The organism is Microvirga ossetica, from assembly GCF_002741015.1.
GTDB classification, from domain to species: Bacteria; Pseudomonadota; Alphaproteobacteria; order Rhizobiales; family Beijerinckiaceae; genus Microvirga; species Microvirga ossetica.
In genome coordinates this window covers 442225-462717 of sequence record NZ_CP016617.1, presented here as the reverse complement: position 1 = coordinate 462717, position 20493 = coordinate 442225, and the positions used below count along the sequence as shown (strand labels likewise).

The following is a 20493-nucleotide window of genomic DNA, read 5'->3' as shown; positions in this document are numbered from 1 at the left end:
ATTCGGTTTACTTCCGAGAGGTGCCAGGAGTTGCCGTTACGCAGGGTTGTGTCGTGACGGCTCTAGCCAGATAATCGTGGGGATCCCTTTGAGCGAGTTTCCTACTCCCTTCTGACATCGCAACCCACCGGCGGGATACGCCATGCCCCATCAGCGGTTCCTCGACTTCAATGTCACCGAAGCCGCCACCTGGCTGGTGGCTACGGCACGAGTGGCTCTCTCCCCGGTCGAAATCGTTGCCCAAACCTGTGATCGGCTCGTAGCCACAGGAATCCCGCTCTGGCGGGTGCGGGTCGGGCAGCGGCTGATCAATCCTCTGCTCGGAGCCTGGGGAGTGATCTGGATGCGCGAAACCGGAGCCGAAGAGTACACCGTCCCCCGCAGTGTCCTCGCGACAAGCGCATTCACCGGCAGCCCTTTCGAACATGTGATTAAGACGCGGACCCGCTTTTACCGCTCCCTGCGCGATCTCAATCCAGCCCGTGACCATCCGGTGCTCTTCGAGCTTGCTGAGGATGGCAGCACAGACTATCTGGCTCTGCCGATCATCTATGGGGATGGCTCGGTCCAAGGGGCTGCGTTCACCACCGATGCTTCAGGCGGGTTCAGTCAAGAGGCCATCGCGCTGATCGAGAGGCTTAGCCCGTTCCTGGCAGCAGCGCTCGAACCTGCCGCGATGCGCCGTTCTGCCGAGAGCCTTCTGCGAACCTACCTTGGCGATGGTCCGGCCGAGCGCATTGCCGCTGGCGCTATCCGCCGCGGTGATCAGGTTGCGATCGAAGCCGCCGTGTTGCTGACCGATCTGCGTGGATACACCCTACTCTCGGAGCAGTTGCTTCCCAATGCGCTGCTGGAGCGCCTCGGCCAGTACCAGGAACTGGTGGTCACCGCGGTTCGAGCCGAGGGCGGGGATGTGCTGAAGTTCATCGGCGACGGCGTGCTGGCCATCTTTCCGGTTGAGGACGGCGGACGGGAGACGGCGAGCACTCGCGCGCGTCGGGCGCTGGAAGCGGCCTTGCTCAACGCCGAGTCGATCGTGGGGATGCACTTTGTCGGCTGCTTGCACGTCGGCCCTGTGATCTACGGCAACATCGGCAGCCCGGATCGGCTGGACTTCACGGTCGTGGGCCCCACGGTCAACTTTGTCAGCCGGCTGGAGGCGGTCGCCAAGAGCACAAACTCGGCCGCGGTGTGTTCCCGGGAGGTCGCAGCCTGCTTTCCGAGCGACACCACCCGGCCGCTTGGAACGTTCACGCTGCCAGGGATCCCCGACGAGCAGGCGGTCTTCGAGCTGATCGCACCGGACCGAGGGCTTCGGGAGGACCAAGGGCTGACCTCGAGATAAAGCCCGGAACACAGCCCGGAACTTAATCCGGTTGATGGCGGAGCGTCCAACTGCGTCGCAAAACAGCGCTGGCCCGAGGGAAAGATCATACCGGGCAAAGTCTTCAATTCATCGAGTGGGGTCTGCTTTGTGCAGGAGTTCGAGTATCGTTCAATGCGAGCCGATCCCGAAAGCCGCCGCTCTTCCCGGAGGTCTGGGTTCCCTGTGCGGACCTTAAGCCCTCCTGGAACAGATTGACCGGGGTCTCCGCCCAACCCGGATGTTTCAAGAATTGAGGAGAGCAGCATGAGGAGCGGTCGCACAAGACGTCATGAGGTTGGTGGTAACCCTCTGGCCTATGATCTTATCGCCAGGAAAGGCGTTGCCCTTGGCGTGACAGGGATCGGCGCATCTTCGGTCGGTGCCTTTGCGCTCGGTGCCGTGGCCATTGGAGCGATTGCCATCGGTGCGCTGGCGATCGGGCGGCTGGCGATCGGCAAGGCGCGGATCAGCCATCTGGAAATCGACGAGCTTGTGGTAGGCAGGCTGCGCATCCGCGACACGCAGCCGTAAGGGCCCAGGCAGAACGATGAGCACCGTCCTCATTCCCGACTTCATGGCGGATGCCACGCTCTGGGATGATGGTGTATCTGCGGTTCGCGTCCTGGGTCCGGTCTCGCACGGCGACCTGAGCCACGCGTCCACCATCGAGACAGACTAGACCTGAAAGCTCATGTGTCCCGAAGGTCCGCAGCGGGTCAACCTCGGTAGTACCGCAGGCCTGAACGAAAGTCGGCTCATCCCAGCAGTACGGAAGTACGGCTAAGGTCAGCCCCGTGCCATTTGCTGACCTTCGCGCCTACTCCGCGAAAGCCTCCCCGTAGATCTCTTGCTGCCCACCAGCTCATCCCGGGAACAGGAAGGTAAATACGGCCGGCTCCAGGTTCCTCGCCTGCACATTCAGGCCTGGCGCGTCCGAGATCGATAATCACTCTCGGCTCGCGGCGCGGCGCCGGCCTTCCATCACTCGACGAGTTCGAAGTCCGGCATCTTGAACGTCTTATTGTTGAGGGCCTCGGTGCCGCCATAGAACCGCATGGCCGGCAACGGCCGTTTCTCCGCGGTCGGGATCCAGTTGGCTTCGAGCCCCTGCGGCGGCTTCGGGCCGACATAGATCGTCACGCTGCCGTCGGCGTTCTTCCTCATCCCGTCGAGGTCGTACGAGGACAGCGTCGTGCGGTTGGAGTCGCTGTAGATGAAGGACATGGTGGCGCGGTTGTAGACCGTCAGGGCCCAAAACTGCTTGACGGGCATGTCGGCAGGCACATCGATCTTGTAGAGCTTGCCGGCTTGCAGGAGCTTGCCGTCCTTGTCGGCCATCGCCATCAGGTACTGCGTCGCCGGCGTATCGCTGAGTTCCTTGGGCATGTAGGTGCACCAGAAGTACTCGGCAGCGCGGCCGATCAGGTCGATGTGATTGTCATAGCCGAACGTGAAGGTCCTGTTCGCATCGGCCTGGAGTAGCGATGCGTAGTGCCGGTCGGGCCAATAGAATTTCTCCCTGGGCATGTTGTCGAACCAGTGCTGCATGTAAAACCAGGCATCAATCGCCGCCTGCTGCATGGCCCTCTTGGCCGTCTCGTCCGGGCTGAAGGGCTTGCCCTTCTCGATACCGAGTGAGGTCAGCATGCCCATCATCACCTTGTCCTGAGGGTTGACCGGTTCGACACTCAGGATGGCGTGCATGTCCTCGAAGTGACGACCATCATAGAACGGAAGGGTCGGATACCGCTTGTCGATGGGATCGACGAACCGCTGCTCCGGGGGGCTGCCGGCCTCGGACAGATAGTACATCCTCAACTTCTTGCTGTATTGGTAGGCATCGGCCGCGCTCTTCCCTGGCGCGGGCACTGACCGGAAGGCCAACGCGATCCGGAAGTTCGGCGAGGTCACGTGGATGTACCCTGGCGGAATTGCGCCCTGATAGCCGGGCGGGGTGAACAGGAACTTGCCGCCTTGACCCTTGTCGATGCCGGACGGGCCGACATCGGCAATCGTGAACTGCCAGGCATCGACCACCTGGCCGTAGACGCTGCCCTCGGCGCTTGCAGCGGGCACCTCCAGCACCACCGGACCCTGTCGCAGGTCCGTGAAGGCGGTGATGTAGGGCGTCGTGCTGTTAGCGGTGATCGCTTCGAGCTTCGGGGTGGCGGGCGCAGAGTAGGCAACGATGTCGTTGTCCCTGATGCCGAGGTTGTCGAACGCCGCCCGCCTGAAGCTGTAGATCGCGATTGCAGGCATGTTCCACAGCACCGCCTCGAACGCGCGTTGGTACTTGATCTGGTAGTCGAAGTCCTTGACCGAGGCGGTCGCGCCTTCCGGAGGCTGCCCGCCGAGAGGTTCCATGCCATCCTGAGCCTGCGTTGCCGGGATAGTGAGAAAGGCTGCGAGCATGGCGCCAAGTGCCACCAATGTGTGGAACATACGCATATGTCGATCTCCTCGGATCGGATGGTCCTCTCCCCCGAGCGTCTGCTATTGGACCTTTCGCATCTGCGGCAACTGGTAGGTACCATTCAGGATCTCGTCGCTCGGCTGGTAGAGCCGCAGGATCACGTAGAAGTCGCCTGTCGGTGCCGGCAGCCAGTTGGCCGCTGCGTCGCCTTGCGGGGCCTCGACCTGAATCGGGATCGTGATCGAGCCGTCCGCGGCCCGCTTCAGGCCCCTGGTGTCGGTGCCGACCTTGAAGCGGTCGATCGGGTTCTCGACCAGCATCTTGTCGGAGGCGTTGTACATGGTAAGCGACCAGAACGCGTCGACGGGCGGCTCGCGGTCGAACCTGACGAGGTAGCGGTTCGCGCCGTTCAGCACGTTGCCGTCCGCGTCCTTGTAGCGGATCGGGTACATCGCCTCGCGCTCGCCGTTGCCACCGAGATAGGGTCCGGCCACCATCGCCCGCAGCGGATAGTTGAAGCCAAAGCTGTCGAGCCCGGTGACCCAGTCCCAGCCATTCCGCTTGGTGGCCGTGCTGGCAAAGGACGAGATGGCCGCGGCAGGGCCGTCTTCCAGGCCGCGCAGCAGCCCCTTGCGAGCAGGCTCCGACAGCTTGGCGGGATCGAAGCCGTCGGATGTCAGCCCGATGCGGGCGAACTGGGCGAACAGCGCCTGATCGGCGGGCTTGATCCGGTTCGCCTTCAGGGCAACGGCGAGATGCTTCAGGAAGCCAAGATCGTCCCCGGCGATCGACGGCAGAGGCGGCAACGCATTTACGCCTGCCGTGCCCGCAGAGGCTCCGAGAGGTTCGAGGCGGAACTGCTTCTGGAGGTCGAGCACGGGAGCTGCAGGCTCGCCCTGCGCGATCCGCAAGCGGCCCCAGAGCCAGACCTTGTCCGTCGTGACATCAAGGCGCTCGACGTCGCTTGGGAGCTGTCCGGACCAGCCCGGCGGCACAATGGCGTAGCGTTCGGCCTTCGTGCCTGTGGTGCGGCGACCGAGATAGTGCTCGAGCTCCTGCCACATGTTGAAGACGTTGACCACGTAGTAGCGGTCGCCCGTGTCCGGGACGGACAGGATGTACGGGGTGTCGAGCTTGACGACCGCGCTCATGTAGAACGTGTCGTTGTTCGCCGTGGGCATGTCCTTTGCCGCGGGCGTGGCGAGTTCGGCGGCCCACCCGATCGTGTTCAGGGGTGCCCGGTAGCTTGTGGCGGGTTTGGGGGACGGGACATCGGTGTAGTCGCGGATCACCCGCTCCATGCGCACCAGGGGATAGCCCCAGGTGTAGACGGAGACACCAACTTTCAATTACCCACATTTCTGACTTAGCAGCAGTGCTTGCCTGACCAGCACCAAGCGTGATTCCTTGGTGAGCATCTCCTCATCTGTGAGAGGTGTCCCATGGACAGGGCTCTGTCTCGGCTTTCCCGTGATCTCGCTGATCTCTGCGCGCCGGGCATACGCCGGACGGCCTCCTATTCGCTCCCACGAGGCGGCGCGGGAGCTGGGCCATGACAAAGACGTCTCTTCCGACGCATCCTCTGGGAGAGGCAGCCAATGTTATTTCCTGGGTCGATCAGGAACTCGCTGGGTGCCGCTTTCGGGACAATCGTCTCGGCCAGCGCCTGCGCAAGCTCCTGACCCACATGGCCGGTGCCATTGGCGGCAGCCTTCCGCTGGCCTGCCAGGATTGGGCTAACACCAAAGCGGCCTACCGCTTCCTGTCCAATCCCAAAGTTTCCGACCATGAGATCCTTCAGGGCCATTTCCAAGCCACCCGAACCCGCTTTGCCGCCTTCGGTGGCCCTATCTTGGTCATTCAGGACACAACCGAACTGTCCTACGAAAGAGCACAGCCTGAACGGATTGGTGCGACCCGCCGGGTCAACAGCGGCCGGGACAAGGAAGGTCGCTCCAGGATGCACACGGTCTGCGGGCTGCTCATGCACTCTTGCCTGGCTGTGACCGCGGATGGGCTGCCGCTGGGGCTTTCGGCGATCAAGTTTTGGACGAGGCCTCAGTTCAAGGGCGCCCGGACGCTCAAACGCAAGATCAACCCGACCCGGGTGCCCATCGATCAGAAGGAGAGTATCCGCTGGCTGGAGTGCATGAGGCAGTCCGTGGCGCTGTTCGGTGCTCCTGAGCGCTGCATCCATATCGGCGACCGGGAGAACGACATCGACGAGTTCTTCTGCACGGCTCAGGCTCTGAGCACGCACTTCCTGGTCCGAACCTGCGTGGATCGGTTGGCGGGCGATGGCCAGCACACCATCGCGGACGAGATGGCAGAGGTGAAGGTCAAAGGACGGCATCAGGTCGAAGTTCGCAGCCCGAAAGGCGATGTGAGCCTTGCCACCGTAGAGCTCAAATACCGCCGGATCCACATCCTGCCTCCGATCGGCAAGCAGAAGCGCTATCCAGCCCTGAGCCTGACGGTGATCCACGCACAGGAGCGTCATCCACCCAAAGACCGGGCGCGGATCGACTGGAAGCTGATCACGGATCTGCCGGTACGATCCCGCGCGGACGCGATCCAGATGCTCGACTGGTACGCCATGCGCTGGAAGGTCGAGCTGTTCCACAAGATCCTCAAGTCCGGGTGCCGAGCGGAGGAGACCAAGCTGAGAACGGCCGAGCGCCTGGTGAACCTGCTCAGCATCTACTGCATCCTGAGCTGGCGGATCTTCTGGATGACGATGCTCAATCGTGTTGTTCCGGACGTGCCGCCGCGGCTGGCCTTGACGGACTTGGAAATGGACCTGCTCGACGAGCTGGTGCGAGACAAGGGCCAGGTGCTGCTGCGGAGCAAGACGCTCGCCTACTATTTAACTAAGATCGCCCGCATGGGCGGCTACCTTGCCCGTGGCCATGATCCTCCGCCAGGAAACACCGTCATGTGGAGAGGACTATCCCGCCTGATGGATATCGAACTCGGCGCTAGGATTGGGGCGCAAATCTATGGGTAATTGAAAGAGACACCAAGCTGGTACCCATCGGCCTCAAGCCCCTTGGCCAGCACCTCGGGTGTGGCCGGCGTCGTCAGCAACCTGTCCTCGTAGGTCTCAGCAGCCGACAAAGGACCGCTGAACGCCCAACAGAGGGCGAGTGCCAGCGGGATAACAGAACGGCTGCCCCTGTTTCCTGATGACATGGCATATCCTCTCGTGAGCCTGTTGCCGTGCTCGGCCTGAGTTGACATAGATCGCTACAGGATAGTGCTGCGGATGGCATTCGGTATCGGGGAAAACCCTGAGATCGGGACTGGCAAACCCTTGTTTCCTACGGCCGTTGAAGGTGCCTGTTCTCCCGACTGCGGCCGATGGAAGGTCGGCAGAGGGTCAGGCTGAGAAATCTCCTGCCCATTCAGAAGGTCTGGTGTCCCTCTATTAAGCGGACCACTGGCCTACTTCCGCCTCGTGCCACTAAGAGACCTTCCAAACCCACCCTCCGCTTACGGCGACCCCACTCCTGTAGAGGCGAATGGCAGTACCTTTTGGACCCTCCTACATCCGAGACGGATCCGTCACTTTGGACTTACGCCGTCCCACTGCCCATCGCCAGGAACCCAAATGAATGCGGCCCCTGCTCTGGCAACATGGCCAAGTCCCGGAAACGGCAGGTGGTAGGTTGATACAAGTGCCCTTTCGCCTGCACACCGCTCCAGGAATGCGCGGCGCGTCATTGCGCCTTGCTCCATATCAAGATCGAATCCGCCGCGCCAGTCAGGATGCTGAATGCTGACGGCACGCTTCCCAATGACATCCGCCGTGCAGGGAAGTTGATCGGAGCCAGAGACGATCTGAGCCGAGGTTCTTGGCGTCGTCGACGGCATCGACACATTCGTCGAACTCCGCCTCCTTCAACTCGCGTTCGGCGCTCCCCAGCGCTAAGCAGCGATTCGGTGGTTGGCCAACGGATGGCGACTTCGCTCGCAATTGAGCATCGCGACCGCCTCGTGGATGGCATCATCGAGGTTCTCTGGACCCGCGAAAGTCTGGTGAGCAAGATGATGCTGCTTCAGATCGCGCCAGAGCTCTTCGATGTCGTTGAGTTCGGGAGCGTACTTTGGCAGCCATTCGACCGTGAGCCAGGGCGCCCGCTCGGCGAGGGCGGCGCGCGTCGCCTTGCTGGTGTGGATCGGGCCATTATCGAGGACGAGCACGATCGGCTTCGTCGCACGAGCGGACGTTGGGCCATACTGCGTGTCGATCTGGTCCAGCAGCGCGATAAAATCGGCACTGCGCTTGCTCCGGCTGGTGCGCACGATCAGGTCCCGCGGGGCCCAGTCGAGCAGACCGAGCATCGCCACCTTGGCGGCTTGGCCGGGCGCTGGAATGCGCAGATCCGCGCCCTTCTTGGCCCAAGCATGGGCGAGATAGGGGTGGGTGAGCGCTTCGGATTCATCCCCGAACAAGAGCACGATATCGCCCGCCTCGGCCTGCGCCTTCAGGAGCTTGCGGCGCAGGCCAGCGCGGTCCACGGCGTCTGCATCCTGGCGGCCCTTCAGGGTATGGCGCGGCCGGCGCCAGCGGAAATCCCCTTTTGGCGCAACACGACCGAGAGCCGTGAGCGCGAGATGCGCACGCCGGAGCGCTTCTCGATCTCGTCGGCCAGCCGCGGCAAGGTCCAATTGGGGCGATTTGCGACCGATCCCGCCAGAACCGCCTCGGCTACAGCGAGCGCCCGCTCGGCCTTGACCGGTGCCGGTCCCGGGGCAACGGATCGCCGCAGCGCGTCGACCCCACCCGTCATGAAAGCGCTGCGCCAGAGCCGCACGGTATCCTCGCGCACGCCGAAGGCCTCGGCGATCCGCGGGCTCGTCCAGCCCGCCAGGGTCAGCAGGAGCGCCCGCGCCCGATCCGCCTCGCCCCGATCGCGCGAGTGGCTGAGAGCCATGAGCTCACGCCGCTGCGCGGCGCTTGCGACAACAGGGGATTTGCCCGCCATGATCCGCATCCCGAACCAAACTATGAGATGGAATCACAGACAGCATCCGTTGGCCACCCCGCTGAAACCTGCTTAGCTGTAGTGCGGTGAGTGTCGACTGCGGCGGCTTCTTGTCGAGCTCCGCCTTGATCATGGCAATGCCGGCGGTGCACTCGGCCTGGTCATCGGCGACGGCCGGCATGACTGAGGAGGCGAACGTTGTCAGGACAAGGCACGACATGAACAGATGACGCATGAGAGCACCCCACCTATGATTGTACGAAGTCTGATACGCTGTGTGGCGGACGATCGCGCAGGTCGGTCTCCACGACTCTCGCCGCCCGGCGTCCAACCCATGGATGGGTGCCTACTCGCAATCACTTCTCTACCTTCGAATATAGCATAACATGGATTGGCTAACCTTCCACGTGCCGCATCCTCTCATATGGGAACGGTACGACGGCGTGTAGCAGTCCCCTTTCGGATCGTCACACAGCCGGTCAGGACTTATTCAGCAATGCCTTGCGGCAACTGACGCGAGTTCCTGGAGCAGTCTTTCCTCCGACGCTTGGTTCGAGAACGATGTCGTGCTCCGATCCGACGAGGCTCCAGATCTCCGCGTTGGCGCCTGGGCAGAGATCCGTGAGTGCTGCGATCATCCTCGAAGGCGCGTACCAGAGATCGAAGGCCGTCTGGTACGGTTGCGGCATGATCGTTGCGAGGAGCCGGCCGTCCCGCCAACGCACGCGGACCTCCCACTGGGATGGCGCATGCTCCTTTAGGTCCTGGGCGAGAGCCGCCACCGCCCTGTCCTCCGCTGCACCGGCAGGAAGACCAATGCAGAGCCCAGCGCACAGTAGAATTAAGGTTTTTTGGGCCATGTCGGCCTCCCGCTCAGGCGAAGTCGGTCCCCATGACCGACGTAATGGAGGGATCCTCTCGGCATTGCCGCCAATTTGCCCGCGGACCCTGGCATAGCTATGTCACTGTCGCACGCTCCCGGAGCGGCAGTGGACGATGGCACGAAACAACCTTACCCAGCATCACTCCCCAATTCTCCTACCGTCTCCGGACCGGCGACTTCCTTTTCGATCGGGTTCTTCCCTGACGGGGCATCGACCATCGCTTTCACGACAAGCGGATCGAGTTTTCCATCATCTTGGCCCGCGCAGGATAACAGCGCTCTCTGCATGCCCGGTGTCCAGAAGGCCACAATGTGGTCGTGGATACCCTTGAGAGCCTGATCTTCCGGATAGGAACGGAAGAAGCTGGCGATCTGATTGGCCATTCGGATGAGCTTCTCGATACTCATGTCAAGCCATCCTCACTGTGAATGTGTTCCAGGCCATGGAAGACGGTCACGGAATCGTGCCGTGCGATTGCAATGAGTGTCATATCGAGACGTCGGGCTCGTTCCAGAGCCAGGGATGTCGGAGCGGAAATTGCAATCAATGTTCTCGCCCCGAATACGGCGACCTTCTCGACCAGCTCGAAGGAACAGCGGCTCGTGACGATCACGAAACCGCCGTCAGGCTTCGTGCCGGCGCGGCATAGCGCGCCGATGAGCTTATCGAGGGCATTGTGACGGCCGACATCCTCACGCACGCAAACAAGCGTCCCATTCATGTCAGCCCAAGCTGCTCCATGAACCGCATGGGTCCGCTGATTCAGCACCTGCTTACTGTCGAGCGCTGCCAACGCCGCTCGAATGGCCCTGAGAGAAACGCTCGGCGCAGGTCCGCTGAGCAAGCGCGCTTGAGGCAGCGCGTCGAGATCATCGATCCCGCACAACCCGCAGCCGGTCCGCCCTGACAGCACGCGCCTACGAGCCAGATGTTCATGCAGTCTGTCAGGTACAAGATCAACGGCGACCCTCAAGCCCTTCTCTTCCGGCTCGATGCGAATTCCGCGGATATCGTCCGGGGCTTGAATTACGCCTTCCGTCAGGCTGAAGCCCACGGTGAAGTCATCCAAGTCGGATGGCGATGCCATCATGACGGCGAACGGAATGCCGCCATACACGAAATTGACCGGCACTTCTGAGGGGATTACGCGAAGGCCACGAATGGGCTCGCCCCTCCCAAAGCGGAGGACGGTGGCAGGCGCGTCCACCGCCTCAAGGAAATGCGGGTTGTCTTCACTCAGCAGCATGGGCATTCGCGTCGATGCGCTTGAGTGCGACATCCTCTTCATAGAACCGGGCCTGCCAGTCGCTTTGCCTGTTCGTGCGGCGCACCTGCACCGCCGTGACCTTGTACTCCGGACAGTTCGTCGCCCAGTCGGAGTAATCGGTCGTGATCACGTTCGCACCGGTCTTCGCGTGGTGAAATGTCGTGTAGACGACACCCGGCTGCATCCGCTCGCTGATCTGCGCCCGCAAGGCAATGTCGCCCGAGCGACTCTCGAGGGACACGAGGTCGCCGTCCACGATCCCCCGGCTTTCCGCATCGAAGGGATGGATCTCAAGCACGTCCTCTTCGTGCCAGCGGCTGTTCTCCGTGCGCCTCGTCTGGGCGCCGACATTGTATTGCGACAGGATGCGGCCGGTCGTCAGGATCAGCGGGAAACGCGGCCCCGTACGCTCCTCGGTGGGGACGAAATCCGTGATCATGAACTTGCCCTTGCCGCGGACGAAGCGACCTACGTGCATCATCGGCGTTCCGGCCGGGGCAGCCTCGTTGCACGGCCACTGGATCGATCCGAGCTGATCGAGCTTGTCATAAGATACGCCTGCGAAGGTCGGCGTAAGGCTTGCGATTTCGTCCATGATCTCGCCGGGATGCGTATAGTGCATCGGATACCCGAGGGCATTCGAGAGTGCCATCGTGACCTCCCAATCCGCCAACTCGCCTAGGGGCGGCATCACTTTCCGCACGCGGTTGATGCGTCGTTCCGCATTGGTGAAGGTCCCGTCCTTCTCAAGGAAGGAGGAGCCGGGCAGGAAGACGTGGGCATATTTGGCGGTTTCGTTCAGGAAGATGTCCTGGATCACCACGAATTCCATGGCCCTCAAGCCAGCGGTCACGTGCTGCGTATCGGGATCGGATTGAGCAATGTCCTCGCCCTGGATGTAGAGGGCCTTGAACGATCCGGACACCGCCTCATCGAGCATGTTGGGAATGCGCAGGCCGGGCTCTTTCAGGAGGTCTACCCCCCAGAAAGCCTCGAACATCTGCCGCGTCGCATCGTCGGAGACGTGGCGATAGCCTGAGAACTCATGCGGGAAAGAGCCCATGTCGCATGAGCCCTGGACATTGTTCTGCCCGCGCAGCGGATTCACGCCGCAGCCGGGCTTCCCGATGTTGCCGGTCGCCATGGCGATGTTTGCCATGCCCATCACCATGGTCGAGCCCTGGCTGTGCTCTGTGACGCCAAGCCCGAAATAGATCGCGCTATTCCCGCCGGACGCGTAGAGCCGGGCCGCGCCTCGCACATCCGCGGCAGGAACCCCCAGGATGTCCGCGACGGCCTCGGGGGAATGACGGTCGTCGGCAATGAAGCGGGCCCAGGACTCGAAGGCATCGAGCTCGCACCGCTCGCGCACGTATTCCTCGTCGACCAGACCCTCCGTCACGATCACGTGCGCGAGCGCGTTGATCATCGCCACGTTGGTCCCGGGCTTCAGGGGGAGGTGATAATCGGCCTCGATGTGGGGCGATCTCACGAGATCGATCCGGCGCGGATCGATGACGATGAGGTGAGCCCCCTCGCGCAGCCGCCGCTTCATGCGGGAGGCGAAGACCGGATGCCCGTCGGTCGGGTTGGCCCCGATCACGATCATGACATCCGCCTGGTCCACCGATGCGAAGTCATGGGTCCCAGCCGACGTGCCGAGGGTCGTCTTCAGACCGTATCCGGTCGGCGAATGGCAGACGCGGGCGCAGGTATCGACATTGTTGTTGCCGAAGCCGGTGCGGACGAGCTTCTGGACGAGGAATGTCTCCTCGTTCGTGCATCTGGAGGACGTGATGCCGCCGATGGAGTCGCGGCCGTACTTTGCCTGGATGCGCTTGAACCCGCTGGCGGCATGGTCGATCGCTTCCTGCCACGAGACCTCGCGCCATGGATCCGTGATCCTTTCACGGGTCATGGGCTTGGTGATGCGGTCCCTGTGCGTGGCATAGCCCCAGGCGAAGCGTCCCTTGACGCAGGAATGCCCTTCGTTGGCCTTGCCGTCCTTGTACGGCACCATCCGGACGACGGTGTTTCCCTTCATCTCCGCCTTGAACGAGCAGCCGACACCGCAATAGGCGCAGGTGGTGATGACCGAATGCTCGGGCGTGCCGAGTTCGATCACGCTCTTCTCATTGAGGGTGGCTGTCGGGCAGGCCTGCACGCAGGCGCCGCAGGAGACGCACTCGGACCCGAAGAAATCCAATCCGCCCGGCGAGACGCGGGAGTCGAAACCCCTCCCCTGGATCGTCAGGGCGAAGGTGCCCTGCACTTCCTCGCAGGCCCGCACGCAACGGGAGCAGACGATGCACTTGGAGTCCTCGAAGGTGAAATACGGATTGGACACATCCTTCGGCGCATCGAGATGGTTGGCCCCATCATAGCCGTACCGGACCTCGCGCAGGCCGACGGCGCCCGCCATGTCCTGGAGCTCGCAATCGCCGTTCGCGGAACAGGTGAGGCAGTCGAGCGGATGATCCGAGATATAGAGCTCCATCACGCCGCGACGGAGCCTTGCGAGCCGATCGGTTTGCGTGTGCACGACCATGCCCTCTTCGGCAGGTGTGGTGCACGACGCGGGCGTTCCGCGCCGCCCGTCGATCTCGATGAGGCAGAGACGACAGGAGCCGAAGGGCTCCAGCGAATCCGTGGCGCAGAGCTTGGGAATCTCGGTTCCCAGCATCATGCTTGCGGCCATCACTGAGGTGCCTGCCGGCACCGTGACCGGCTGGCCGTCGATGGTCAGCGTCACCGCCTTGTCCGTCCTGCGGATCGGCGTGCCGTAGTCGACTTCCTTGATCAGAGCCATCACTGCTCTCCATCACTCGGCGGCCGCGGGAACCTGCGGGGCCTTGTCGAAATCCTCGGGGAAATGGGTCAACGCGCTCATTACGGGCAAGGGCGTCAACCCTCCCATGGCGCAGAGCGAAGCGTCGGTCATGAGGGTGCAGAGATCCTCGAGAACCTCGAAGTTCTTCTCGGGCTCGATCCCGGCGATGATCCGGTCCATGACCTCGACCCCACGCACCGCGCCGACGCGGCACGGCGTGCACTTGCCGCAGCTCTCGGCTGCGCAGAATTCGAAGGCGAAGCGGGCTTGCCTCGAGAGATCGACGGTATCGTCGAACACGACGATGCCGCCGTGACCGAGGAGCCCCTTCTCCGCGGCGAGTGTCTCGTAATCCAGGGGAAGGTCCAGCATGGAGGCCGGGAAATAGGCCCCCAGCGGTCCTCCGACCTGTACGGCCTTCACGGGACGCCCCGTCGCGGTCCCACCGCCGAAATCCTCAATGATCTCCCGCAAGGTGACCCCGAATGCCAATTCGATGAGGCCGCCGCGTGTGATATTGCCCGCAAGCTGGACCGGCAGCGTGCCGCGCGAGCGCCCCATGCCGAAGTCGGCATAAGCCTGTGCGCCATTGGCCAGGATCCACGGCACAGTCGCGAGGGACAGCGTGTTGTTGATGAGCGTCGGCTTGCCGAAGAGGCCTGTGATCGCCGGCAGTGGCGGCTTTGCCCGCACCATGCCGCGTTTGCCCTCGAGGCTGTCCAGGAGGGACGTCTCCTCGCCGCAGATGTAAGCGCCCGCTCCAAGCCGCGCTTCCAGTGTGAAGGCCTGACCCGACCCCATCACGGATGAGCCCAAGTAGCCGGCCTTCGTGGCGAGCTCGATGGCTTCCACCATGATCCGGTAGGCGTGAGGATATTCCGATCGGATGTAGATGAAGCCCTTGGTGGCGCCGACGGCGAGGCCGGCGATGGTCATGCCTTCGATCAGGCAGAAGGGGTCCCCTTCCATGAGCATCCGGTCGCCGAAGGTGCCGCTGTCACCCTCATCCGCATTGCACACGACGTACTTGCGGTCGGCCTGCGCATGAAGGACCGTGTCCCACTTGATCCCAGTCGGGAATCCGGCCCCGCCCCGTCCGCGCAGCCCCGAAAGCTTGATTTCGTCCACGATGGCCTGCGGCTCCAGGGACAGCGCGCGTCGAAGGCCGGCATAGCCGCCATGAGCCTCGTAGTCCCCGACGGACAGCGGATCGACGATGCCGCACCGTGCGAAGGTCAACCGCTGCTGCCTGGCGAGGTAGGGCTGGTCCTCCAGGTGGCCGAGGCGCAAAGGGTGTTCCCCACCCGACAGGAAGTCGGCATCGAACAGGCCGCCGATGTCCGAGGGACTGATCGGCCCATAGGCAACGCGTCCCTCGGGCGTCTCGACCTCGACCAGGGGTTCGAGCCAGAACAGGCCGCGCGACCCGGTCGCCACGATCTCCAGGGCTAAGTCTCGAACGAGGGACTCCTCGCCGATCAGCCTGGCGATCCGTGCAGCGCCAAGGGACAGCGAGGCGGCATCCCGCGAGATGAAGACCCTGGTCATGTTCCCCGCGCCTCCCGGACGACGTCGTCGAGACGCTTCCGGTCAAGCCTGCCCATGGGATCGCCGTCATAAAGCGCGGAAGGGGCACAGGCGCACAGCCCGAGGCAATAGACCCCTTCGACGGTCAAGGCACCGTCAGGCGTGGTCCCGCCCCATTCGATCCCGAGTTCATCCAGCAGATCGCGTGCGAGCTGCGGGCCGTTCATGGACTGACAGGCTTCCGCACGGCACAGCTTGAGAACGTGGTCGCCAGCGGGCTTGCGGCGGAAATCATGGTAGAAGCTGACGGTCCCGTGGATCTCGGCCCGCGACAGGTTCAGGCCCGAGGCCACCAAGGCTATGGCCTCATCGGGAATATGCCCGAACTCGTCCAGGAGAGCGTGGAGGATCGGCAGCACCGGGCCTTCCAGAGAAGCATGCGCCGCGATGATCTCGCTTGCGCGAACCTGATCCCAATCGCCGAACCTCGGCATTTCCACACCTGAATATTATTAATTTGCCCAAGACTGCTCGCCTTGAGAGCGGTATGCAACCAGGATTTTCGGATGGATCGGGCAGCCGAACGACCGCGTAGCCTCGCAGGCCGCGCGGTCATCCTCGTCCGGATCACTTCCTGTCCGTCAGGCGGCGGTCGCCTGCTTGGCCTTGGCCGTATGGGCCGCGATGAGGTCCATCAGCTCCGGTGACAGGCAATCGTAAGGCTCCATCCCGAGCTCCTTCAACCGAGCGCGGATTTGCGGCATCTGGGCCGGGTCCACGCCGGACTCAATGACCGATGAGACGAATGCGGCAAATCCGGGGGCCGACCATCCACTCGTCGGAGAAAGCTCGGTATGGATGAAATCGAAGCCATACAATGCATGGTTCTTGTTCTCGATGCGGCCATACATGTGAACACCGCAGACCTTGCACGCATGTCGCTGGATCGTCGCGGACGGATCGACGACCTGCAACTTGTCCTCATTGGCCGTTACGGTCACATTATCGCGCGGCGCGACGGCAATCATTGCGAACGTGGCGCCACTTGGCTTCCAGCACTTGGTGCAACCGCACATGTGGTTGAACGCACTGTTGCCCTTGATCTCCACGACGACCGGATCGCTGGTGCATTTGCATGTGAGCCTGCCACCGCCGAAGTTCGGATCGCCTTGGGTTACGCCATTGTCGACTGCTGGGTGGATCGTGAGAGTTGCATTCATTGGACGTTCCTTTCCCCATCAAAGTCTGTTTATCTAGCCGGCAGAGCCTATCACGCCCAAGGGAGGCTATGAGAGCTGAGCCGGAACTCCAACTAGCTCACGCAACTAAACCCGGGTCCGTCGTGTCCAAGTGGAACGGACGCGCGGCCGGGGTCTCGGTGACGACCCAATCAGTACACGATGACCGAGCGGATCGACTTGCCCTCGTGCATGAGGTCGAAGGCGGTGTTGATCTCGTCCAGCGGCATGGTGTGGGTGATCAGATCGTCGATGTTGATCTTGCCCTCCATGTACCAGTCGACGATCTTCGGCACGTCCGTGCGGCCGCGCGCGCCGCCGAAGGCCGTGCCCTTCCACACGCGTCCGGTGACGAGCTGGAACGGGCGTGTCGCGATCTCCTTGCCCGCTTCCGCCACGCCGATGATGATGCTCTCGCCCCAGCCGCGATGGCAGCACTCGAGCGCCTGGCGCATCACGGTCACGTTGCCGGTGGCATCGAACGAGAAATCCGCGCCGCCGCCGGTGAGATCGACGATCGCCTGCACCACCTTGTCGGCGCCGATCTCGTTCGGGTTGATGAAGTCGGTCATGCCGAATTTCCTGGCCATCTCGACCTTGGTCGGGTTGATGTCGACGCCGATGATCTTGTCGGCACCGACCATGCGCGCGCCCTGGATCACGTTGAGCCCGATGCCGCCCAACCCGAACACCACCACGTTGGCGCCGGGCCACACCTTTGCCGTGTAGATCACCGCGCCGATGCCGGTGGTGACGCCGCAGCCGATATAGCAGATCTTGTCGAAGGGTGCGTCCTCGCGCACCTTGGCGAGCGCGATCTCCGGCAGCACGGTGAAGTTCGCGAAGGTCGAGCAGCCCATGTAGTGAAACACGGTCTCGCCGTCGCAGCGGAAGCGGCTGGTGCCGTCAGGCATGACGCCCTGACCTTGGGTGGCGCGGATCGCGGTGCAGAGATTGGTGCGGCGCGACAGGCAGGATTTGCAGTTGCGGCATTCCGGCGTGTAGAGCGGGATCACATGGTCGCCGACCTTCAGCGTCGTCACGCCCGGGCCGACCTCGCGCACGATGCCCGCGCCCTCATGGCCGAGGATCGCCGGGAACTTGCCTTCGCTATCGAGACCCGAGAGGGTATAGGCGTCCGTGTGGCAGACGCCCGTCGCCATCACCTCCACGAGCACCTCGCCCGCCTTTGGGCCTTCGATGCGGATGGTCTCGATGGTGAGCGGCTTGCCAGCCTCCCACGCGACTGCGGCCCTCGTGTCCATGGCGTTTCCCCTTCGTAGATTTGCTCAGGCGTTCGAGTAGGGAATGCCCAAGTTTATAGCGTAAAGAGGAGCTTCAAACCACTGTGATGACGCCTTCTGGGGCTCGGCCGGAACTACTAAAAAGGGTCATCGGATTCAGGGAAAGCATTCCACTTCGGCCTCGGCCTGCGCGCGGCGAAGATCGGCGATGAGGTCCCGCATGAAAGGATTGCTGCGGAACAGTTCGGCCCCTTCGCCGGGTCGCTGGCCTACGCTGAGGGCGGTTTCCGCCTGGACATAGCGCTCGTACGGGAAGATCGAAGCAATGACGTCGATTGAGCATGAGCAGCGCTCCAGCGCCAGCCGCGTTCCGCCATTGGCCGCCATGCAGGCAAAGACGTAGTCGGCACGGGCTGTCGTCGGATAGTCGTTGATGCCCTCTTCCTGTGCAATGACCGGATGGGCTGTCAAAAGTCCCAGAAGGAGGCCGCACCTCGAGACAACATTCGCCCAGGACATGTGCCACTTCCCGTTGGGATCCAATCGCAGCATACCAAACACTCCAATGCGCGTGAATGCCTGTCTATCGTGGCATTGCCCCGATTTGCGACAATGGAAAGCCAGGGCATCACGACCATCGCAACGCCCGGCCATACCCCTCTGGGCACACCTCGGTCCAGATCGCCTCCGGTTCCGATCACCTTCTCTGCACGGCGGATGTCGTCGCCAACCGCGCAGTCGGCTTCCAGCGCCCGGACTGGCGCGGTGAGGACGCGGCGAGCGTTCCTGGAACGGTGTACGAGCGAAAGGGCGTTAGTCTCGACCTACCACCTGCCGTTTCCGGGTCTCGGCCATGTCACGAGAGCCGATGGGGCTTTCGCCTGGATTCCTGTCGACTGGCAATGGAATGGCGTAAGTCCAAAGTGACGACTGCGGCCAAGCTTCCTGTCAGAAGCTTGGCCTTTGCCACCGGAAGCCAGGTCTTTCAGATGTGGTGCTCCTCCAGATCCAGAGGAATGCATTTCCAGCGCGCGACGCGCCACCCGGGATGCGTATTCGTCCACTCTGCCATCCTGGGTTGCGCTCCCGTTATGCAGCCGAGATCGCTGACAGGCTCAAGCGCCAGACTGAAGCGCTCCTCCTTGCAGGTATCGGGGGATGAGATCAGGCAAACAAGGAAGATCAACGCCATAGTCAATTCCTGTCCGAACGGCCAGAGAGCCGCCAAAAGTCGGTGCCAAGCCTATCAGAATCATTGGGATTGCGCCAGAAAGCGGCCCCTGAAGGCCTCGATCGCTCCCTTGTCCAGGCGTTCTCCATGGCTTAGCCCGACCTTGATATCCTTGACCGCATGGGCCGGAGAGCCGGACAGGACGATGATGCGGTTCGCCATCCGGATGGCGTCCCGGCTGTCATGCGTGACAAACAGGACCGTGACGGGCCTCTGCGCCAGCATCGCGATCAGGAGATCGCGCAGCTTGTCGGCCGTGGTCTCGTCCAACGATACGAATGGCTCATCCATCAGCAGGACATCGGGATCGAGGGCAAACGCCCGCGCAAGCGCGACGCGCCGTTGCATGCCAAGGGAAAGCCGTTCCGGGTAGATATCCTGGGTGTCGGACATTCCCATGTCGGCGAGCAGATTGACCGCGGTCGTCCGTGCGGCCTCCGTCGACGGCAAGGGGAGAAGGATGTTCTCGAGCACCGTCCGCCAGGGCAGCAGGCGCGGCGTCTGAAACACGTAGCCCAAGCGCGGGCGCGGCTCGCCGCAAAATTCGATCCGGCCGGAGTAATCCGTGTCCAGCCCTGAGATCATGTTCAGCAATGTCGTCTTGCCGATACCGGATGGGCCGAGCAGGCAGACGAACGCTCCCGGATCGACCGTCATCTGGAATCCGTCGAAAATCCGGCGCATCGGGGCGCTGGCCAAAGGGGCATATGTCTTGTCGTCGATCTCGATCTCGAGACCTGTCATCTCCGCCATCGGTTCAGCCTCCGCTCATATGGCTGGAGGATGAGAAACTCGATCATCTGGATGACGGCGACGAAAGCGAGAGCGTAGGCGAGAATCGTGGAGACATCGAAGAGTTGGAACGCCGAACCGATGACGAAGCCCACCCCGCTGCTCCGGCCAAGGAGTTCGACGACGAGAACGATCTTCCACACGAGTGCCAGACCGGAACGAACGGCACCCATGAAGTAGGGGGTCAGTTGTGGCAAGACCACGTGGCGCAACGTCCGCAACCGACCGAACCTATATACGGATGCCATTTCGAGGAGATCGCGGTCCAGCGCCCTGCTACCTTCCCTTAAGGTGACTGCCACGTTGGGAATCTTGTTGATTGCAACAGCGGTGATGGCGGCCACCTCGGTCAGGCCCAGCCAGATGTAGCAGAGAATGATGATGACGAGGGCCGGCAGGTTCAGGAACAGGATAAGCCACGGATCGAAGAAGCGGTTCAGCAGCGGGGCGCGACCGAGGGCAATGCCAATGGCCGATCCGATCGTCATTGCCAGGACGAAGCTCGCGAATACCCGCGCCAGCGTAATGCTGATATTGGTGAAGAGGGAGCCGTCGAGCCCGGCCTCCACCAGCGTTGCGCCGATCCGGCCGGGCCCCGGCAGCAAACGCGGATCCGAGAAGTATGCCGCAACTTGCCAGGCAGCCACCATAGCGACGATTGAAAGCGCCAACCAGGCAAAATGCTTTGATCGCCTGGCCGATTGCTTCTTCAT

19 protein-coding genes and 1 pseudogene are annotated in these 20493 nt (G+C 62.6%); 4 read left to right on the top strand and 16 right to left on the bottom strand.

What is annotated here, in order from left to right; all coding sequences use genetic code 11:
• Nucleotides 1-142 precede the first annotated feature (142 nt).
• The 3 genes from BB934_RS30000 (at nucleotide 143) to BB934_RS50285 (ending at nucleotide 2045) form a co-directional block, all read left to right on the top strand.
• The gene (locus BB934_RS30000) at nucleotides 143-1345 is read left to right on the top strand and encodes an adenylate/guanylate cyclase domain-containing protein (protein ID WP_099513572.1); all 1203 of its coding nucleotides are present in this window, start codon (nucleotides 143-145) and stop codon (nucleotides 1343-1345) included.
• Nucleotides 1346-1630: 285 nt separating this feature from the next.
• Nucleotides 1631-1897 carry a hypothetical protein gene (locus tag BB934_RS29995; protein ID WP_099513571.1) on the top strand — a complete coding sequence of 89 codons (267 nt, stop codon included), beginning with the start codon at nucleotides 1631-1633 and terminating at the stop codon, nucleotides 1895-1897.
• Nucleotides 1898-1913: 16 nt separating this feature from the next.
• Nucleotides 1914-2045 (top strand): hypothetical protein, encoded by a 132-nt coding sequence (locus tag BB934_RS50285; protein ID WP_257792379.1) that lies wholly within the window; start codon nucleotides 1914-1916, stop codon nucleotides 2043-2045.
• A gap of 302 nt (nucleotides 2046-2347) precedes the next feature.
• On the opposite strand, the gene BB934_RS29990 is transcribed toward BB934_RS50285, so the two are convergent.
• Both BB934_RS29990 and BB934_RS29985 read right to left on the bottom strand, forming a co-directional pair.
• Nucleotides 2348-3778 carry a DUF1254 domain-containing protein gene (locus BB934_RS29990; protein ID WP_418294792.1) on the bottom strand — a complete coding sequence of 477 codons (1431 nt, stop codon included), beginning with the start codon at nucleotides 3776-3778 and terminating at the stop codon, nucleotides 2348-2350.
• Nucleotides 3779-3859: 81 nt separating this feature from the next.
• On the bottom strand, nucleotides 3860-5128 hold the full coding sequence (locus BB934_RS29985; RefSeq protein ID WP_237050489.1) for a DUF1254 domain-containing protein: 1269 nt from the start codon (nucleotides 5126-5128) through the stop codon (nucleotides 3860-3862).
• 203 nt (nucleotides 5129-5331) lie between these two features.
• Here BB934_RS29985 and BB934_RS29980 point away from each other — a divergent pair, with 203 nt between their 5' ends.
• Nucleotides 5332-6786 carry an IS4 family transposase gene (locus BB934_RS29980; RefSeq protein ID WP_099508970.1) on the top strand — a complete coding sequence of 485 codons (1455 nt, stop codon included), beginning with the start codon at nucleotides 5332-5334 and terminating at the stop codon, nucleotides 6784-6786.
• A gap of 920 nt (nucleotides 6787-7706) precedes the next feature.
• Here the strand turns inward: BB934_RS29980 and BB934_RS29965 are convergent.
• From BB934_RS29965 to BB934_RS29900, 14 genes and pseudogenes are all read right to left on the bottom strand, one after another.
• Entirely contained in the window at nucleotides 7707-8450 is a 744-nt protein-coding gene (locus BB934_RS29965; RefSeq protein ID WP_237050488.1) for an IS630 family transposase, read from the bottom strand.
• Nucleotides 8451-8584: 134 nt separating this feature from the next.
• Nucleotides 8585-8716: pseudogene (locus tag BB934_RS51085) on the bottom strand (helix-turn-helix domain-containing protein); the annotation flags it as partial.
• 530 nt (nucleotides 8717-9246) lie between these two features.
• Nucleotides 9247-9627, bottom strand: coding sequence for a hypothetical protein (locus BB934_RS29955; protein ID WP_099513566.1), 381 nt, complete (start codon nucleotides 9625-9627; stop codon nucleotides 9247-9249).
• A gap of 152 nt (nucleotides 9628-9779) precedes the next feature.
• Nucleotides 9780-10058, bottom strand: a complete 279-nt coding sequence (locus BB934_RS29950; RefSeq protein ID WP_099513565.1) for a formate dehydrogenase subunit delta — start codon at nucleotides 10056-10058, stop codon at nucleotides 9780-9782.
• The gene (gene fdhD, locus BB934_RS29945) at nucleotides 10055-10897 is read right to left on the bottom strand and encodes a formate dehydrogenase accessory sulfurtransferase FdhD (RefSeq protein ID WP_237050487.1); all 843 of its coding nucleotides are present in this window, start codon (nucleotides 10895-10897) and stop codon (nucleotides 10055-10057) included. The genes BB934_RS29950 and fdhD overlap by 4 nt, the downstream gene beginning before the upstream one ends.
• The gene (gene fdhF, locus BB934_RS29940) at nucleotides 10884-13727 is read right to left on the bottom strand and encodes a formate dehydrogenase subunit alpha (protein WP_099513563.1); all 2844 of its coding nucleotides are present in this window, start codon (nucleotides 13725-13727) and stop codon (nucleotides 10884-10886) included. The genes fdhD and fdhF overlap by 14 nt, the downstream gene beginning before the upstream one ends.
• A 12-nt stretch (nucleotides 13728-13739) precedes the next feature.
• Nucleotides 13740-15296 carry a formate dehydrogenase beta subunit gene (locus BB934_RS29935; protein ID WP_099513562.1) on the bottom strand — a complete coding sequence of 519 codons (1557 nt, stop codon included), beginning with the start codon at nucleotides 15294-15296 and terminating at the stop codon, nucleotides 13740-13742.
• Nucleotides 15293-15769 carry a formate dehydrogenase subunit gamma gene (locus BB934_RS29930; protein WP_099513561.1) on the bottom strand — a complete coding sequence of 159 codons (477 nt, stop codon included), beginning with the start codon at nucleotides 15767-15769 and terminating at the stop codon, nucleotides 15293-15295. Before BB934_RS29930 ends, BB934_RS29935 begins: the two co-directional genes overlap by 4 nt.
• 147 nt (nucleotides 15770-15916) lie before the next feature.
• Nucleotides 15917-16495, bottom strand: a complete 579-nt coding sequence (gene gfa, locus BB934_RS29925) for an S-(hydroxymethyl)glutathione synthase (protein ID WP_099513560.1) — start codon at nucleotides 16493-16495, stop codon at nucleotides 15917-15919.
• A gap of 170 nt (nucleotides 16496-16665) precedes the next feature.
• Nucleotides 16666-17778, bottom strand: coding sequence for an S-(hydroxymethyl)glutathione dehydrogenase/class III alcohol dehydrogenase (locus tag BB934_RS29920; protein ID WP_099513559.1), 1113 nt, complete (start codon nucleotides 17776-17778; stop codon nucleotides 16666-16668).
• Between the two features lie 135 nt (nucleotides 17779-17913).
• Entirely contained in the window at nucleotides 17914-18276 is a 363-nt protein-coding gene (locus BB934_RS29915) for a hypothetical protein (RefSeq protein ID WP_099513558.1), read from the bottom strand.
• A 466-nt stretch (nucleotides 18277-18742) separates the two neighbouring features.
• On the bottom strand, nucleotides 18743-18949 hold the full coding sequence (locus BB934_RS29910; RefSeq protein WP_099513557.1) for a hypothetical protein: 207 nt from the start codon (nucleotides 18947-18949) through the stop codon (nucleotides 18743-18745).
• Between the two features lie 60 nt (nucleotides 18950-19009).
• Nucleotides 19010-19741: an ABC transporter ATP-binding protein gene (locus BB934_RS29905; RefSeq protein ID WP_099513556.1), complete on the bottom strand. Its 732-nt coding sequence runs from the start codon at nucleotides 19739-19741 to the stop codon at nucleotides 19010-19012.
• Entirely contained in the window at nucleotides 19729-20493 is a 765-nt protein-coding gene (locus BB934_RS29900) for an ABC transporter permease (protein WP_099513555.1), read from the bottom strand. The genes BB934_RS29905 and BB934_RS29900 overlap by 13 nt, the downstream gene beginning before the upstream one ends.

What these genes read in the sequence shown, in the direction of transcription:
- gfa (WP_099513560.1), bottom strand. Translation starts at nt 16,495, where the DNA reads ATGAATGCAACTCTCACGATCCACCCAGCAGTCGACAATGGCGTAACC.
- BB934_RS29930 (WP_099513561.1), bottom strand. Translation starts at nt 15,769, where the DNA reads ATGCCGAGGTTCGGCGATTGGGATCAGGTTCGCGCAAGCGAGATCATC.
- BB934_RS29950 (WP_099513565.1), bottom strand. Translation starts at nt 10,058, where the DNA reads ATGAGTATCGAGAAGCTCATCCGAATGGCCAATCAGATCGCCAGCTTC.
- BB934_RS29905 (WP_099513556.1), bottom strand. Translation starts at nt 19,741, where the DNA reads ATGGCGGAGATGACAGGTCTCGAGATCGAGATCGACGACAAGACATAT.
- BB934_RS50285 (WP_257792379.1), top strand. Translation starts at nt 1,914, where the DNA reads ATGAGCACCGTCCTCATTCCCGACTTCATGGCGGATGCCACGCTCTGG.
- BB934_RS29910 (WP_099513557.1), bottom strand. Translation starts at nt 18,949, where the DNA reads ATGGCGTTGATCTTCCTTGTTTGCCTGATCTCATCCCCCGATACCTGC.
- BB934_RS30000 (WP_099513572.1), top strand. Translation starts at nt 143, where the DNA reads ATGCCCCATCAGCGGTTCCTCGACTTCAATGTCACCGAAGCCGCCACC.
- BB934_RS29995 (WP_099513571.1), top strand. Translation starts at nt 1,631, where the DNA reads ATGAGGAGCGGTCGCACAAGACGTCATGAGGTTGGTGGTAACCCTCTG.
- BB934_RS29900 (WP_099513555.1), bottom strand. Translation starts at nt 20,493, where the DNA reads ATGAAGAAGCAATCGGCCAGGCGATCAAAGCATTTTGCCTGGTTGGCG.
- fdhD (WP_237050487.1), bottom strand. Translation starts at nt 10,897, where the DNA reads ATGCTGCTGAGTGAAGACAACCCGCATTTCCTTGAGGCGGTGGACGCG.
- BB934_RS29935 (WP_099513562.1), bottom strand. Translation starts at nt 15,296, where the DNA reads ATGACCAGGGTCTTCATCTCGCGGGATGCCGCCTCGCTGTCCCTTGGC.
- BB934_RS29990 (WP_418294792.1), bottom strand. Translation starts at nt 3,778, where the DNA reads ATGCTCGCAGCCTTTCTCACTATCCCGGCAACGCAGGCTCAGGATGGC.
- BB934_RS29980 (WP_099508970.1), top strand. Translation starts at nt 5,332, where the DNA reads ATGACAAAGACGTCTCTTCCGACGCATCCTCTGGGAGAGGCAGCCAAT.
- BB934_RS29955 (WP_099513566.1), bottom strand. Translation starts at nt 9,627, where the DNA reads ATGGCCCAAAAAACCTTAATTCTACTGTGCGCTGGGCTCTGCATTGGT.
- BB934_RS29915 (WP_099513558.1), bottom strand. Translation starts at nt 18,276, where the DNA reads ATGTCCTGGGCGAATGTTGTCTCGAGGTGCGGCCTCCTTCTGGGACTT.
- BB934_RS29920 (WP_099513559.1), bottom strand. Translation starts at nt 17,778, where the DNA reads ATGGACACGAGGGCCGCAGTCGCGTGGGAGGCTGGCAAGCCGCTCACC.
- fdhF (WP_099513563.1), bottom strand. Translation starts at nt 13,727, where the DNA reads ATGGCTCTGATCAAGGAAGTCGACTACGGCACGCCGATCCGCAGGACG.